Consider the following 14,514-nt stretch of genomic DNA (forward strand, 5'->3'; position numbering starts at 1 on the left):
CGGTGACGTCTCCGGACGCTAGGCGCCGGATCCGTCCCCGGGCAGAGGGCAGAACTGCCCCTTGCGCGAGCGGTCCGGTCCCTCTCGGGTCGATCGACCGGCCACCGGGACGGTTCCGTCGGCTGCCGCGGGCGGACCGCCGCGGCCGTCCCCGGTCGCGTCGGGTCCCGATCCTCGCCGTTGCGGGCCCTCCTAGGATGGCGCCGTGCGGGATCTCAAGGCGTTGCCCAAGGCGCACCTCCACCTGCACTTCACCGGATCGATGCGGCACGCGACCCTCCTCGAGCTGGCCGCCCGCGATCGGATCCACCTGCCCGACGCCCTGGTCGAGGACTGGCCACCGCGGCTGACCGCTGCGGACGAGAAGGGCTGGTTCCGCTTCCAGCGTCTCTACGACGTGGCGCGCTCGGTGTTGCGCACCGAGGGCGACGTGCGGCGACTCGTGCTCGAGGCCGCGGAGGACGACGTCGCGGACGGTGGCCGTTGGTTGGAGATCCAGGTGGATCCCAGCGGGTACGCCGCCCGCTTCGGCGGCATCACCGCGTTCACCGACCTCGTCCTCGACGCGGTCCGCGACGCCTCGTCCCGCACGGGCCTCGGCATCGCCGTGATCATCGCCGCCAACCGCACCCGCCACCCCCTCGACGCGCGGACCCTGGCCCGGCTCGCCAGCCAGTACGTCGACCGGGGCGTGGTCGGCTTCGGCCTCTCCAACGACGAGCGCCGGGGTCGCACCTCCGACTTCTCCGGCGCCTTCGCTATCGCCGAACGGGCCGGACTGCTGCTCGCGCCCCACGGCGGCGAGCTGCGCGGACCCGAACACATCCGGCTGTGCCTCGACGAGCTGCACGCGGGTCGACTCGGGCACGGCGTACGCGCCGCGGAGGACCCGGACCTCCTCGCCCGGATCGTCGACGCCGGCGTCGCGCTGGAGGTCTGCCCGGTCTCCAACGTGGCGCTCGGCGTCTACTCCGACCTCACCTCGGTGCCCCTACCCACACTGCTGGACGCGGGGGCGACGGTCGCCCTCGGCGCCGACGACCCGCTGCTCTTCGGCTCACGTCTCGCTGGGCAGTACGCCACCATGCGCGCCGCCCACGAGCTCTCCGACGACCGGCTCGCCGAGCTGGCGCGGATGTCCTTCCGCGCCAGCCGCGCACCCAAGGACGTCGTCGACGCGAACCTCGCCGAGATCGACCGCTGGCTCGCTCAGGCGCCGGACTGATCCGGACCTGGCACGCACCGCGGGCCCGGTCGACACGACCGAGCCCGCGGTGTCGCTGCGTGCGTCAGAGGATCAGGAGCAGGCCAGGTACGACCTGGTCACCGTGACCTTCTTGCCGTTCTTCAGCGTGATCGTCGCGACCACCTCGGCGGCCGACGCCGGCGCCGCCGGCAGCACCAGGGAGCGCTTCTTGAGCTTCTTGCCCTTGAACTTCGCGACCTTCGCCCCGTTGACCGCGATCACGACCTGCTTGGCCTTCTTCTTGGCCTTCTTCGTGATCGCCGCGGCCACGTTGCCCGTCGCGCAGTCACGCGCACCGAATTGGGCGAAGCCGCCGCCCTTGCCGGTGACCGCGGAAGCTGAGCCGACCGGCTGCAGCTCGATTTTGAAGGTCGCCGAGTAGGACCGAGTACCTTCCTCAGCGCCGTCTGCCTCGGCATCGGCCATGGCGGCGAACTGGAACATGACCTCACCGGCGCCGAGCAGCGTGCTGATGCTCGCAGAGCTGCGCTTGCCCGACATGATCTGCGTGCCGCCATCCTCGCTGTAGAGGAGGATGCCGCCGCTGCCGGTACCGTCGCCGGTGATCGTCAGCGTCGCCCACATGGGCTGGGTCAGCGTGATCCCGCCCCGCGCACCACTCTGAGCGTCGACGTTGGTGTCGCAGTCCGTCGTAGCGCCGTGCGAGATCGCAGAGGCCGTGGCCTGAGCCATGCCGGTGATGGTGGACGACGAAGCGCCGGTGATGGGCGTGGACGACACCGTCGCCGAGCCGCTCGTGCTCACGTTGACCTTGTCGGTCGGGTTGTCGGGGTGCGTGTAGGTTCCGACAGTGCTGAAACTGCGAGAGACGGGAAGGCCGTTATCGCTCCACGCGACCATGTCGTCGATGTCCAGGACGCCGCTGTCGTCACACGGCTTCCAGGCGTCCAGGACGTCGTCGTAGTAGCTCGAGTTGGAGTACACGTTGCCGCCGACCTGAGGGTCAACGACCACAGCATGCGCCGCGGTCGGGACGCTGGCGAGACCGGCGGCCGCAAGGCCACCCAAGGCAAGCCCGACAGCACCGCGCCGGACGAGAAGTCGCTTCATCAAAGCTCCTCGAGAGGTTCGACGGCGCCTCGGTCCAGCGCCATCTGGGAGTCAACCCGCGACGGTAGTGCTCGGCGGCCCTCTCGTAGGCGGCTTCGCCGTTTCCTTTACTTCCCCCACGGTCGCCACGCGCTCAGGTGATCAGGAGCAGGCCTGGTAGGACCGGCGGACGGTCGCCTTCTTGCCGCTCGCGAGCTTCATCCGGACCACGACCTCGGCAGGGGCCGACTTCGCGGCCGGGAGGACGAGAGTGCGCGGCTTCAGCTTCTTGCCCTTGAGCTTGGCGGCCTTGACGCCGTTGACGCTGATGGTGACCTGCTTGGCCTTCTTCCTCGCCTTCTTGGTGAGGTCGACGGCGACGCCGCCGGTGGCGCAGTCCCGGGCACCGAGGGCGACGACGCCCTTGCTCTTGCCGGAGACGGGCGAGGCCGAGCCGTTGGGACCTGCGGGCGGCGTCCCGCCGACCGGCGTGAGCTCGATGGTGAAGGAGCCGGCGTAGCTGCGGGCGCCGACCATGTCGTCGCCGTCCGCCTGCACCTGTGCCTGGATCTGGACGTAGACCGGTCCGGCGGGCAGCAGCGCCGACACCGATCCCTTGCTCTGCGGCCCCACGACGAGCGCCACGACGCCGTCCTGCATGTCACCCACCATCGCCTGCGCGGCGCCGGATCCGTCTCCGCTGCCGCTGATGGTCGCCCACATCTGCTGCGGGAGCTCGAACGCCGCCTCGGCCCCCGGTCGGGCGGTCACGCTGGCGCTGCAGGCCCCGTCCTCGAGCTCGGCATGCGCTGAGGCCGAAGCCGCGACGCTGGCCTTGATGGTGGCCGGACCGGCGCCGATCGGCGTCATCGACGCGGTGACCTGTCCCGACCCGGACAACTCGATCACATCGGTTTCGTCGTCGGTGTGGGTCACGGTCGCCGCGGCGTTCCACGACTGGGAGACCGGGACGCCGTTGTCGACGAGCTCGACGGCGTCCGGATGGCTCGGCTCCTCGATGTCGCACACCTCCGGGTCCCACCTGCTGAAGTCGACGGAAGCCCGGACCTCGCCGTAGTCGATCGCCGCTCCTGCCGGCGTCGGCAGGGCGCTGAGACCGGTGACGGCCAGAGCTCCGGCGGCGAGGCCGAGCGCGCTGCGCCGGACGAGAGGATTCTTCACGGGGTGCTCCTCGAGATTGGGGACGGACACACCCCGGCAACGGGAGCGGGCCCGGTCGGTTTCGACCAGGCCCGCCCATACGCCGAATGTCGCCCGGCGAATCACCCGCTCACGAGCAGGGCAGGTACGACCTCGTGGCCTGCATCCGCCGGCCGTTGGCCAAGACGAGCTTCACCTTCACCTTGGTCACGTTCGACGCCGAGGTCGGCAGGACGACCGTCCGGGCTGTCGGCTTCTTGCCCTTGAGCCCCTTGCCCTTCAGGACGGCCGCCTTCGCACCGTTGACCTTGACCTTCACGCGCTTGGCCTTCTTCACCGTCTTCTTGCTGAGGGCGACGGACACATTCCCGTTCGCGCAGTCGCGCTCGCCGAACTGGATCAGCGGCGCGCCCTTGCCGGTGACGGCGGACGCCGTGCCGGCGGGCTTCAGCTCGACCTTGAAGTTGCCGGTGTACGAAGCGCTGCCGTCGTTCGCCGTCGCGGACTCGAACTCCTCGGGCTCTCCCTCGTACGGCTGCGTCGCCTCGGCGAAGGCGACGGCGGCGAACATGACGCCGTACCGGCCCGCGGGCAGCAGCGTCGACGAGACGGCCGAGCCGCGGTTGCCCGCCGACACCATGAGGCCGTCGCCGAGCCCCAGGCCGAAATAGCTCTCCCCGAACCAGCCCGACATGCCGTCCGTCGTCCCGATGCCGACGAAGCTGGCGCCGGCCGCCCGGCCCTGGCGCTGCCCGTCACCGGTCGCGGTCAGCGTGACCCACATCGGCCGGCTGAGCGTGAACATGCCGACCGCGGCGGACTGCGCGTGTGCGTCGACCTCGCACTCGGTCTCGGTCGCGCTCGCGAGAGCCGACGCCGAGGCCGACGCCGAGCCGGTGATGGTGGCCGGTCCACTGCCGAGCGGCGAGGCCGTGATCGTGGCCTTGGTAGAGATCGCCGCGTCGACCGTGTCGCCCTCGCCTCCGGAGTACGTCGTGGACGCGGAGGTGTTCTTGGAGACCGGCACGTTGTCGTCCGTCCAGGTGACCGTGTCCTCATCAGACCCCTGGCTGTTGCCTTCGCAGTAACTGCCCCAGATGCCGTATTCGGCGCCGATCTGGCCTTCCTCGACAGCGGCATGGGCGGGGGACGGGACAGCGGCGAGTCCGAATGCGGTCAGCGCACCGAGCGTGAGACCGACGACGCTGCGTCGGACGAGATGGTTCTTCATGGGGGAGGCTCCTCGAGAAGGGCGTGACGGCGCACGGGAGCGGCGGCCGTCTCCTGAGCGCAGGCTAAGGCCGTCAGCCCCCTCCCGACGAGCGTTCACCAGGATTGTCGCCCACGATGTCACCCGCGGGACACGAAGCGGGCCCGGCCGAGACGGCCGGGCCCGCTGTGCTCACCGAGTACGGGGAGAGGTCAGGCGGTCACGAGCAGGCAAGGTACGACCGGGTCACGGTCGCCTTCTTGCCGTTCTTCAGCACGACCTTCGCCGTGACCGTGGCAGCGGCGCCGCCCGCGGCCGGCAGGGCGAGCGACTTGGGCTTGAGCTTCTTGCCCTTGAGCTTGGCGACCTTGGCGCCGTTGGACTTGATCAGGACGCTGCGGGCCTTCTTCTTGGCCTTCTTCGTGACGGCGGCGGCGATGTTGCCCGTCGCGCAGTCGCGCGCGCCGAACTGGACGTAGCCGGCGCCCTTGCCGCTCGGCGCACCGGCCGCGCCGACCGGTTGCAGGTCGATCCGGAAGGTGCCGGAGTAGCTCGACGTCCCCTCCCGCGATCCGGTCACATAGACATCGGCGCGCGCCTCGAACCCGACGTACACGTCGCCCGGCGCCAGCAGGACGGTCGTGCTTCCCGACCCGCGGTTGCCCAGGTCGACCATGGTGCCGGTGTTCTCGTCTTGAACCTGGACCATGCCGGAACCGGTGCCCGTCCCCGACCCCGAGACCGTGGCCCACATGGGCCGGTCGATGGTGAAGTACCCGTAGGCGTCCCGGTAGGCGTTGATGCTGACGTTGCAGCCCGTCGAGGCCAACGCCGACGTGCCACTTACCGTAACGTTCGCTGAGCCGGTGATCGCGGCCGGGGCCGCACCGGTCGAGATCGGGCCGGCACTGACCGTGGCCGTGCCCGAGGTCTGTGCGACGACCTTGTCGGTCGGGGCGTTGGACCTCGTGACGGTGGTGGTGGTGGTGTAGGACCGCGCAACCGGAGCTCCGTTGTCGGTCCACTGCACCCGGTCACTGCCGCTCGTGGAGTTGGGGGGATTACAGGTGTAACCCGCATTGCTCGGCGTCGAGACGTAGAGGGAGTAGGAGCCGCCAACCGCACCCTCCTCGAGGGCGGCGCCGGCGGGGCTCGCAACAGCGGTCAGGCCGGCCGTGGCGACGGCTCCGAGAGCGAGGGAAGCGGCGGTGCGCCGCAGGACAGGACTGATCACGGACTCTCCTCGAGACGGGAACGATCGGGATGCCCCATGGCATCGCGCTCCCCCTACCTACCAGCCCGCGGCCCGCGTCAAACCAGCACGGGCAGCCTCAGAGCGCGCAGCCGACGAGCACCGGCTCGTTGACGAGCTCGATGCCGAAGCGGTCCAGGACACCGGCGCGCACCTCGCGGGCCAGTTCGAGGAGGCCGGCGGTGGTGGCACCGCCGCGGTTGGTGAGGGCGAGCGTGTGCTTCGTCGACAGCGAGACCCGCGCGTCCGGGCGGTCGAGGCCGAAGCCCTTGCCGAAGCCGGCGTGCTCGATCAGCCAGGCGGCGCTGGTCTTCACGCGTCCGTCCGCCTGGGGGTACGACGGCGCGCCGTCGGGCACCCGGTCGGGGTCGACGAAGGGGTTGGTGAAGAAGGAGCCCGCGCTCCACGTGTCGTGGTCGTCGGCGTCGAGCACCATGCCCTTCCCGCGCCGCAGCCCCAGCACGGCGTCGCGTACGGCGGCCAGGGGGGCGCGCTCCCCCACGGCGACCCCGAGGGTCCGGGCGAGCTCGGCGTACCCGACAGGGGCCGACAGGCCGCCGCGCCCGAGGCGGAAGGTCACGTCCAGCACGAGATGGCGTCCGGGGTCCGCCTTGAACCGCGAGTGGCGGTAGGAGAAGCGGCACTCCTCGCCGGTGAAGGTCCGCTCGCCGCGCAGCACCCGGTCCCAGACGCGGACAGCCGCGATCGTCTGCGCGACCTCCTGGCCGTACGCGCCGACGTTCTGGATCGGTGTCGCGCCGGTGGTGCCGGGGATGCCGGACAGCGCCTCGACGCCGACCCAGCCCTCGACGACGGCACGCGCGACGAAGGCGTCCCACGGCTCTCCGGCCGCCACTGTCACCGCCACCGACGGTTCACCTACCGAATTTGTCGTCAGATCGCGCTGATCACGACGAATTCGGTCGTTGAACCGTTCCCCCACCCGGACTCCCCCGCCGGTCAGGTGGACGACGGTGCCGGCGAAGCCCTCGTCGGCGACGACCAGGTTGCTGCCGCCACCGACGACGAGCACCGGCTCACCGGCGCGGTCCGCCTCGGTGACGGCGGCGACCAGCGCGTCGGCGTCGGGCGCAGCGACGTAGCGGCGCGCCGGACCGCCGAGGCGGAGGGTCGTGAGATCCGCCAGCGCGGGGTCGGCGGTCACCTCCGGGTGACCGCTAGGCACGGACCAGGACCTTGGGTGCGCCGAGCACCTTCGTCCCGTCGACCGTGATCTGCAGGGTGAGGGCGAGCAGGCCGTCGTCGTTGCGCTCGCCGACGGTGCCGGCGACGGTGACCCGCGCCGCCCCGGAAGCGGGTACGACGACGGGTGCGACGAACTTCGCACCGAGCTCGACGACCTCGGCGTGCCCGGTCCACTCGCCGACAGCACGCCCGACCAGCGCCAGGGTGTACATGCCGTGGGCGATCACGCCGGGAAGGCCGACCGCGATCGCGACCTCCTCGTCCTGGTGGATCGGGTTGTGGTCGCCGCTGGCCGCGGCGTAGGCGACCAGGTCGGCGCGGGTGACCTCGAAGGTGCGCGGCTCGAGGTCCGCGCCCGGCTGCAGGGTGGGCATCAGGCGGCTCCGCGGTGGACGAGGGTGGCGGTCGCCGTACAGACGACGGCACCGGTGGCGTCGGTGATCTCGCTGGAGGTGCTCACGATGTCGTTGCCGCCGATGGAGCGCACGCCGGTGACGGTGAGGGTCGCCGTGAGCTCGTCGCCGACCACGACCGGGCGCGCGTAGCGGAACCGCTGGTCGCCGTGCACGATCCGGGACAGCTCGACCTGCTCGGCCGCCAGGAAGTCCTGCAGCGCGGCGAAGGTCACCACGATCGGGTAGGTCGGCGGGACCGGTCCGTCGCCGGGGCCGCCGACGGAGGCGGCGAAGGCCGCGACGGACTCCGCGGTCACCGGAACGGGCGCGGTCGGGGGGAAGGCCCGCCCGACCAGGGCTGCGTCGATCGGCATGCGAGGAGTCTATGGGGTGCCGTCCCGCATACTCGCTGCATGTCGGTCCGGGGCACAGCAGCAGCGCTGGCGGTCGTGCTGGGCCTCGCGGTGAGCGCGTGCACCGGCGCCGCCGGGCGGGAGTCCGGCACCCCGGCGGACGGCACCGGGAACACCGCCGAGCCGGCCCGGGCCGCCGGGTGCGGCCCGGTGCGCTTCGACGACGTGCGCGGCCCGGCGCCGTCGTACGTCGACGGGCCGCTCGCCGAGGTCCCCAACGCGCACGCCCTGTGCCGCGGGCTGTGGCTGCCGGCGACCGGCCCCCGGTTCGTGCCGCAGGGGCTGGTCGTGCGCGGGCACCGCGCGTGGGTGAGCGGCTACAACCACCGCGGCCGGGCGGCGGGCGGTGACACCTGCCGGGTGATCGTGGTCGACCTCCGCACGGGCGAGGAGATCCGGCACCAATCCGCGATCGCCGCGGTCTGGCGGCCCGACGCACCGAGCTGCCAGCACGCCGGCGGACTCGCTCTCGACCGGCACGGCCTGTGGCTGGCCCAGCGCCGGAAGGCGTGGCTGCTCGACCCGGAGACGCTCGTCGTCCGGCGGGGCTGGAACCTGACCGGCCGGCTGCGCGGCTCCTACCTGGTGGCCGACCGGAGCGGTCGGATCGGCTTCGGGGGCTTCCACGGGGAGCGGAGCCGGCCGCTGCACTGGTTCGACCCGGCCGTGCTGCTGGAGGCGGGGCGGCTCGACGTCGGGCCGGAGGACGCCGACGAGACCCGATCCGGGCCGCCGGATGCCCAGGGCGCGGTCTGGGCCGACCTCGGCCCCGGCCCGGCCCAGGTGTGGTTCACCCGCTCCACGACGTCCTGCGGCGAGCTGTGGGGCGGCCAGCGCCGCCGCTACGCCTTCCTGCCCGGCGCCGAGGGCCTGGCGGTCGTCCGCGGGAAGGTGTGGGTCGTGAGCGAGTCGACGGCGGCGCCGTACTTCCGGCGGGGCGGACGGCCCGTCGTGCCGGCCCTGGCGCAGTACGAGCTACGCGACCTCGCCGACTGGGAGCCGTCGAGCTGTCCCGCGACGGGGGAAGGCTGAAAGCCCGCCTCCCCCAGGGAGACGGGCTTCCATGTCGGTGCGAGCCGCAGACTCAGCGGGTCTCGCGGTGCGCGGTGTGCTTGCGGCACCGCGGGCAGAACTTCGACAGCTCGATGCGGTCGGGGTCGTTGCGGCGGTTCTTCTTGGTGATGTAGTTGCGCTCCTTGCAGTCCACGCACGCGAGCGTGATCTTGGGGCGAACGTCGCTGCTCTTGCTGGCCACAGGAAGTCCTTCAGTTGCTGGTGGTGGTGCCGGGTACTCGGTAGCGGGAACGGGGATCGAACCCGTGACCTCACGATTATGAGTCGTGCGCTCTAACCGTCTGAGCTATCCCGCCACGTGAGGAGGGCGCCCTCCGCGTCTCCGCCCAGTATCCCGGGCGGGTCGTGCGGCGGCGCCCCGTCTCAGAGCCCCTTTACGGAATCGAACCGTAGACCTTCTCCTTACCATGGAGACGCTCTGCCGACTGAGCTAAAGGGGCAACGCCGCGAAACGATACACGCGTCGCCGGGTGGCGCGAAATCGGCGCCCCACTCGGGCCGATCAGCCCTGGATCCGGGCGAACGGACGGGCCTGCTCGAGCTCGTAGGCGAGCTCGATGAGCAGCGCCTCCTGGCCCGGCGCGGCCCCGAACATCATGCCCTGCGGCAGCCCCGAGGCGGTGGTCGCGAGGGGCAGGGAGACGGCCGGCGCGCCGGTGATGTTCTGCCACGGGGTGAAGGCCACCCAGTCGAGCAGCCGGTCGAGGATCGTGTCGTAGTCCTGGGTCGGGTCGAGGTGACCGACCTTGGGGGTGGCCATCGCGAGCGTCGGCGTCAGCGCGACGTCGTACCGCTCGTAGTAGGTCGCGGCGTGGGCGTTGGCGCGCTTGAGGCGGGCGACCGCGCCCGGGACGCGGTGCAGGTGGCGTCGGGCGTGCCGGGCCAGCCCCAGGGTCAGGTTGTCGTGCTGCCCGCGGTCCCAGGTGCGCCCGTGCAGCACCCGGCCGGTCCGGAGCATCACCTCGGCGAGCAGCGACCAGTAGAGGAGGAAGTCGTCGACGAAGGTCGGGGCCACCGGAGCCTCGGTCTCCGTGACGGTGTGGCCGAGCTCCTCGAGCAGGCTCGCGATCTGCTCGGTCAGGGCCCGGGTCTCGGCGTCCGCGGGCCGGCCGACCCCGCTGGTGTTGAGCGCGATGCGCAGGCGCCGCTTGATCGGCCGGGTGAGGTCGCCGATCGGCGGCAGGTTGAGGTTGCGGTAGTGCCGCTCGGCCTCGCGGTAGAACGCCGCGGTGTCGCGCACCGACCGGGTCAGGACGCCGTCGGAGACGATCCGGATCGGCATGTCGCGGAACAGCTTGTCCTGCGCGAGCCGGCCCCGGGTCGGCTTGAGGCCGACCAGGCCGTTGACCGCGGCGGGGATCCGGATCGAACCGCCGCCGTCGTTGGCGTGGGCGATGGGTACGGCGCCCGCGGCGACGAGCGCGCCCGAGCCGGAGCTGGACGCGCCGGCGGTCCGCTCGGTGTCCCACGGGGTCCGGACGGCGCCGAGCCGCGGGTGCTCGGCCGAGGCGCTGAAGCCGTACTCCGAGAGCTGGCTCTTGCCGAGCGGCACCAGGCCGGTGGCGAGGTACATGTCGGCGAAGTCGCCGTTGCGCTTGGCCGGCCGCGGCTCCCAGGCGTCGGTGCCCGACCGGGTCGGCATGCCGGCCACGTCGACGTTGTCCTTGACGAGCGTCGGTACGCCGGCAAGGAAGCCCGGACGCGGGGTGCGGGCCTCGGCGCGGGCCCGGTCGAAGTCGGCGTACGCCATCGCGTTGAGGTCGCCGTTGACGGCCTGGACCCGGGCGATCGCCGCGTCGACGACCTCCAGCGGGGAGACCTTGCCGGCGGCGAGGTGTTCGGCCAGGCCGACCGCGTCGAGGTCGTCGAGGGCATCGTCGGTGAAGGCATGCACGCGCATGCAGGGGAACCTAGCCGCTCGTCGCGCTCGTGGCGTCCGACCAGGGTCGGAGTTCGGCGGGGTCGGTGGGGAACGGTTCACCTACCGAATTTGTCGTCCATCGGCGTGATCGGCGACGAATTCGGCAGGTGAACCGCGCACCCGCCGGCACTCAGAACAACACGAGCGCAAGGACCGGCACGAGCAGGCTGATCGCGAGGGCCGAGAGACCCATGCCGAGGCCGGCGAACGCGCCCTCGGTCTCGTCCTCGCGGAGCATCCGGGAGGCGCCGATGCCGTGGCTGACCGCGCCGACGGCCAGGCCGCGGGCGCGCCGGTCGCGGATGCGCAGCAGGTTGAGCACGGCCGGGGCGGTGATCGCGCTGACGATGCCGATCGTGATCGCGAAGACGGCCGCGAGCGGCGGGATGCCGCCGAGCGTGTCGGTGAGGGCGATGGCGACGGGCGTGGTGGCGGCCTTGGTGGACAGCGTCTTCTCCAGCGCGTCGTCGGCGCCGAGGAGGCGGGCGAGGAGGACGGCCGAGACGATCGAGGTGGCCGCCCCGACGACCACCGCGACGAGGAGCGGGACGACGAAGCCCTTGAGTCGGTCCGCCTGCCGATGGAGGGGGATCGCGAGGGCCACCGTCGCTGGGCCGAGCCAGAAGGCGATCAGCTCGGTGGCGTCGCGGTAGTCCGCATAGTCGACGTCGAGGAGGGTGATCGCCGTGCCGGCGACGACGATCGCGACCAGGACCGGCTGCGCGAGGGCGTGACCGCCGGTCCGGGCCTGGATCCAGCGTCCCGCCTGGTAGCCGGCGAGGGTCACGAGCAGCAGGGTCAGCGGCGAGCGCGCCAGGTCGAGGAGGTCCTCCCTCATGCCGCCTCCTCTGCTCCGGGGAGGTCGTCGCGCGGCGCGCCGAGCAGCCGCTCCAGGCCGACTGCCGTCCAGCCCACGACGACGAGACCGAGGAGCCAGGAGCCCAGCATGGCCACGGAGATGGGCAGCCAGTGCTCGCCGAGCAGGCCGAGATAGGCCACGATCCCCACCCCCGCGGGGACGAAGAACAGCTGCAGATGCCGCAACAGCGCCGAGCCCGCGCGCACGATCGACCCGCGGTCGTCGTACCTCCGGACCCGCAGGTAGACGAACAGCAACAACATGCCCACCACCGGTCCCGGCACGGTGACGTCGAGGACCCGGACGATCACCTCCCCCAGGACCTGGAAGGCGAGCAGCCAGGTGAGCCCGGCGATCACCGGCGTTCGCGGAGCCGCGCGTTGGGGAGCCCGGGGGCGGGGATCGGCGGCAGTGGCTGGTCGGGGACGACGCCGAACCGGCCCGGCGCGACCTGACGGCTGTCGGGGACGACCCGGCCGTCGACGCCGGTGATCTGGTCCTGCCAGGCCGCGCGGTAGGCGACGACCTCGTCGTGGGTGCGGCCCACGAAGTTCCACCACATCACGATCGACTCGCCGAACGGCGGTCCGCCGAGCACGAGCAGGCGCGCCCCCTCCGGACCCGCCACCACGGTGAGCTCGTCGGCGCCCGGCGGGACGTAGGCGAGGTCGGCGGCCCGGGCGGCGACGCCGTCGATGCTGACGCCGCCGAGGTCGACCAGCACCCCGTGCTCGTACGACGCGTCCACGGGCACCGTGAGCGTCGTACCCGGGTCGAGCACCAGCTCCGCGCCCAGCAGCGGCGTGAAGGTCGTGACCGGCGAGGTGTCGCCGAGCAGCGAGCCGAGGAAGACGTGCGCCCGCCAGCCGGGACCGCCGACCTCGGCGGGCGCGTAGTGCTCGAACCCGGGGGCGGTGTCCCGGTGCGCGTCCGGCAGCGCGACCCAGAGCTGCGCGCCGTGCAGGACCGTGGTGTCCGGGGTCGACACCTCCGAGTGGCTGATGCCGCGGCCCGCGGTCATCAGGTTGACCTCCTGCGGCCGCACCATCGCGACGTTGCCGGCGCTGTCGCGGTGCTCGATCTCGCCGGTGAACAGCCAGCTCACGGTCTGCAGGCCGGTGTGCGGGTGCGGGGCGACCTCCATGCCGCCGCTCTCGCTCACCAGGTCCGGGCCGTAGTGGTCGAGGAAGCACCAGGCGCCGATCAGCGAGCGCTGCCGCTGGGGCAGGGTGCGGCGCACCGACATCGCGCGCGGCCCGCCGAGCGGCACCTCGCGGGGCTCCATCAGCTCGACGCCGGCGGCCTGCCGGCCTTCGCAGATCACCTCGTCGGGCTGGGCTTCCGGGTTGCTCATCTGGCCTCGATCCGTGGACAGGCGCCGACTACGCGACGCCAGAGCGGCACGCTGGCTGCGTTGCCAACGCTCGACAGTCAACCAGACTGGCTTCGCGCCGGCGCCTTGCCATCGCACCGCTCTGCCGCCGCTCGCAACGACGCCTGCCCGCGGATCAAGGCCCCTCATCCTTCCCCGCCCGTCAACCGGGCCGTGGGTGCGGGTTCACCCGGCGCCGCGATCGTGTGCCCGTGCGGATCGCCCAGCTGGCCAACTTCGTCGGGGCGACGTCGGGAGGCATGCGGACTGCGATCGAGCAGCTCGGCCGCGGGTACGTCGCCGCCGGCGCCGAGCGCCTGCTCGTGATCCCCGGGCCGGTGGACGCCGTACGGACCACGTCGCTCGGGGACGTGGTCCAGGTCCGGGCGCCCCGGGTGGGTGGCGGCTACCGGCTGATCGTGGAGCCGTGGCGGGTCACCGACGTCCTCGAGAGGTTCGCGCCGACCAGCGTGGAGTGGAGCGACAAGCTGACGCTGCTGCCCGTCGCCTGGTGGGCGCGCCGCAACGGGGTGCGCTCGGTGCTGCTGTCGCACGAGCGGATGGGCGACATGTTCGCGATGCGCACGGGCCTCGAGACGACCTCGAAGGTCTCCATCGCCCTGCTCAACCGGCTGATCGTGCGCAGCTTCGACACCGTGGTCGTGACGTCGGCCTACGCCGAGAGCGAGTTCCGGGCGGTCGCCGACGCCGCCGGCTGCCCGGTCGCGCGGGTGCCGCTGGGTGTGGACCTCGCCACCTTCCGACCGGGCCCGCGCCCGTCCGACCCCGACGTCGGCGGGACCCTGCGCCTGGTGCACGCCGGCCGTCTCTCCCGGGAGAAGTCACCCCACCTCGCGGTGGCGACCGCCGTCGAGCTGCACCGGCGTGGGATCCCCCTGCGGCTCGACGTGTACGGCGACGGCCCGCACCGCGACGAGCTCGAGGCGCTGGCCGCCGGCGCCCCCGTCCGGTTCCACGGGTACGTCGGCGGGCGGTCCGCCCTCCGCGACCGGCTCGCCCGCGCCGACGTGTCCCTGTCCGTGTGCCCCGGCGAGACGTTCGGGCTCGCGGTCCTCGAGGCGCTGGCCTGCGGCACGCCCGTCGTCACCGCCGACCGCGGCGGCGCCCGGGAGCTCGTCGACGCGTCGTGCGGCGCCTGGGCGCCACCGTCCCCGGTGGCTCTGGCCGACGCCGTGCTGCGTCTGCTCGCGGTGTCCGAGTCGCGCCGCCGTACCGCCGCCCGGCGCCGGGCGGAGCAGTACGGCTGGGACCGGGCGGTGGCCCGGATGCTCGCCCTGCATGCCGGTGACCGGGTCGGTGCGCTGAGCGCCTGAGCGCTGGCAACTAAGGGTTAC

Annotated in this window: 15 protein-coding genes and 2 tRNA genes; 3 read left to right on the top strand and 14 right to left on the bottom strand. The window is 72.4% G+C overall.

All coding sequences use genetic code 11. The features are described 5' to 3' along the window. Positions 1–205 precede the first annotated feature (205 nt). A complete protein-coding gene (locus ACPZVR_RS07225; RefSeq protein WP_436698901.1) occupies positions 206–1,225 on the top strand; it encodes an adenosine deaminase in 1,020 nt (339 codons plus the stop codon). A 72-nt stretch (positions 1,226–1,297) separates the two neighbouring features. Here ACPZVR_RS07225 and ACPZVR_RS07230 read toward each other — a convergent pair whose 3' ends face one another. The 7 genes from ACPZVR_RS07230 to ACPZVR_RS07260 all read right to left on the bottom strand — a co-directional run bounded on the left by ACPZVR_RS07230 (position 1,298) and on the right by ACPZVR_RS07260 (position 7,894). Next, positions 1,298–2,317 carry a hypothetical protein gene (locus tag ACPZVR_RS07230; protein ID WP_436698902.1) on the bottom strand — a complete coding sequence of 340 codons (1,020 nt, stop codon included), beginning with the start codon at positions 2,315–2,317 and terminating at the stop codon, positions 1,298–1,300. A 141-nt stretch (positions 2,318–2,458) separates the two neighbouring features. After that, positions 2,459–3,478 carry a hypothetical protein gene (locus ACPZVR_RS07235; RefSeq protein WP_436698903.1) on the bottom strand — a complete coding sequence of 340 codons (1,020 nt, stop codon included), beginning with the start codon at positions 3,476–3,478 and terminating at the stop codon, positions 2,459–2,461. Between the two features lie 109 nt (positions 3,479–3,587). After that, positions 3,588–4,688: a hypothetical protein gene (locus tag ACPZVR_RS07240; protein ID WP_436698904.1), complete on the bottom strand. Its 1,101-nt coding sequence runs from the start codon at positions 4,686–4,688 to the stop codon at positions 3,588–3,590. A 199-nt stretch (positions 4,689–4,887) separates the two neighbouring features. Further along, positions 4,888–5,901 carry a hypothetical protein gene (locus ACPZVR_RS07245; RefSeq protein ID WP_436698905.1) on the bottom strand — a complete coding sequence of 338 codons (1,014 nt, stop codon included), beginning with the start codon at positions 5,899–5,901 and terminating at the stop codon, positions 4,888–4,890. Positions 5,902–5,998: 97 nt separating this feature from the next. Continuing rightward, complete coding sequence (locus tag ACPZVR_RS07250; RefSeq protein ID WP_436698906.1) at positions 5,999–7,105, bottom strand: UDP-N-acetylmuramate dehydrogenase; 1,107 nt, start codon at positions 7,103–7,105, stop codon at positions 5,999–6,001. Beyond that, on the bottom strand, positions 7,098–7,499 hold the full coding sequence (locus ACPZVR_RS07255) for a MaoC/PaaZ C-terminal domain-containing protein (RefSeq protein ID WP_436698907.1): 402 nt from the start codon (positions 7,497–7,499) through the stop codon (positions 7,098–7,100). Before ACPZVR_RS07255 ends, ACPZVR_RS07250 begins: the two co-directional genes overlap by 8 nt. Beyond that, positions 7,499–7,894: an FAS1-like dehydratase domain-containing protein gene (locus tag ACPZVR_RS07260; RefSeq protein WP_436698908.1), complete on the bottom strand. Its 396-nt coding sequence runs from the start codon at positions 7,892–7,894 to the stop codon at positions 7,499–7,501. The genes ACPZVR_RS07255 and ACPZVR_RS07260 overlap by 1 nt, the downstream gene beginning before the upstream one ends. A gap of 39 nt (positions 7,895–7,933) precedes the next feature. Between ACPZVR_RS07260 and ACPZVR_RS07265 the strand changes: the two genes are divergently transcribed. Then, on the top strand, positions 7,934–8,965 hold the full coding sequence (locus ACPZVR_RS07265; protein WP_436698909.1) for a hypothetical protein: 1,032 nt from the start codon (positions 7,934–7,936) through the stop codon (positions 8,963–8,965). Between the two features lie 52 nt (positions 8,966–9,017). On the opposite strand, the gene rpmG is transcribed toward ACPZVR_RS07265, so the two are convergent. The 7 genes from rpmG to ACPZVR_RS07300 form a co-directional block, all read right to left on the bottom strand. Then, the gene (gene rpmG / locus ACPZVR_RS07270) at positions 9,018–9,188 is read right to left on the bottom strand and encodes a 50S ribosomal protein L33 (protein ID WP_028654832.1); all 171 of its coding nucleotides are present in this window, start codon (positions 9,186–9,188) and stop codon (positions 9,018–9,020) included. A gap of 41 nt (positions 9,189–9,229) precedes the next feature. Next, positions 9,230–9,303, bottom strand: a tRNA-Met gene (locus tag ACPZVR_RS07275). Between the two features lie 71 nt (positions 9,304–9,374). Further along, a tRNA-Thr gene (locus tag ACPZVR_RS07280) sits at positions 9,375–9,447 on the bottom strand. A 62-nt stretch (positions 9,448–9,509) separates the two neighbouring features. Beyond that, a complete protein-coding gene (locus ACPZVR_RS07285; RefSeq protein WP_436698910.1) occupies positions 9,510–10,907 on the bottom strand; it encodes an amidase in 1,398 nt (465 codons plus the stop codon). A gap of 151 nt (positions 10,908–11,058) precedes the next feature. Next, a complete protein-coding gene (locus ACPZVR_RS07290) occupies positions 11,059–11,766 on the bottom strand; it encodes an LrgB family protein (protein WP_436698911.1) in 708 nt (235 codons plus the stop codon). Beyond that, positions 11,763–12,146, bottom strand: coding sequence for a CidA/LrgA family protein (locus ACPZVR_RS07295; protein ID WP_436698912.1), 384 nt, complete (start codon positions 12,144–12,146; stop codon positions 11,763–11,765). Before ACPZVR_RS07295 ends, ACPZVR_RS07290 begins: the two co-directional genes overlap by 4 nt. Next, the gene (locus ACPZVR_RS07300; protein ID WP_436698913.1) at positions 12,143–13,141 is read right to left on the bottom strand and encodes a pirin family protein; all 999 of its coding nucleotides are present in this window, start codon (positions 13,139–13,141) and stop codon (positions 12,143–12,145) included. Before ACPZVR_RS07300 ends, ACPZVR_RS07295 begins: the two co-directional genes overlap by 4 nt. A gap of 230 nt (positions 13,142–13,371) precedes the next feature. On the opposite strand from ACPZVR_RS07300, the gene ACPZVR_RS07305 reads away from it, so the two are divergent. Then, complete coding sequence (locus tag ACPZVR_RS07305) at positions 13,372–14,493, top strand: glycosyltransferase (RefSeq protein ID WP_436698914.1); 1,122 nt, start codon at positions 13,372–13,374, stop codon at positions 14,491–14,493. Positions 14,494–14,514 lie beyond the last annotated feature (21 nt).

The sequence above is a fragment of the Nocardioides segetis genome, from assembly GCF_051390595.1.
Lineage (GTDB): Bacteria > Actinomycetota > Actinomycetes > Propionibacteriales > Nocardioidaceae > Nocardioides.

Bases quoted from the DNA above. Each gene is read 5' to 3' on its own strand.
- ACPZVR_RS07230 (WP_436698902.1), bottom strand. From the start codon at position 2,317: ATGAAGCGACTTCTCGTCCGGCGCGGTGCTGTCGGGCTTGCCTTGGGT.
- ACPZVR_RS07240 (WP_436698904.1), bottom strand. From the start codon at position 4,688: ATGAAGAACCATCTCGTCCGACGCAGCGTCGTCGGTCTCACGCTCGGT.
- ACPZVR_RS07255 (WP_436698907.1), bottom strand. From the start codon at position 7,499: ATGCCCACCCTGCAGCCGGGCGCGGACCTCGAGCCGCGCACCTTCGAG.
- ACPZVR_RS07260 (WP_436698908.1), bottom strand. From the start codon at position 7,894: ATGCCGATCGACGCAGCCCTGGTCGGGCGGGCCTTCCCCCCGACCGCG.
- ACPZVR_RS07265 (WP_436698909.1), top strand. From the start codon at position 7,934: ATGTCGGTCCGGGGCACAGCAGCAGCGCTGGCGGTCGTGCTGGGCCTC.
- ACPZVR_RS07285 (WP_436698910.1), bottom strand. From the start codon at position 10,907: ATGCGCGTGCATGCCTTCACCGACGATGCCCTCGACGACCTCGACGCG.
- ACPZVR_RS07290 (WP_436698911.1), bottom strand. From the start codon at position 11,766: ATGAGGGAGGACCTCCTCGACCTGGCGCGCTCGCCGCTGACCCTGCTG.
- ACPZVR_RS07300 (WP_436698913.1), bottom strand. From the start codon at position 13,141: ATGAGCAACCCGGAAGCCCAGCCCGACGAGGTGATCTGCGAAGGCCGG.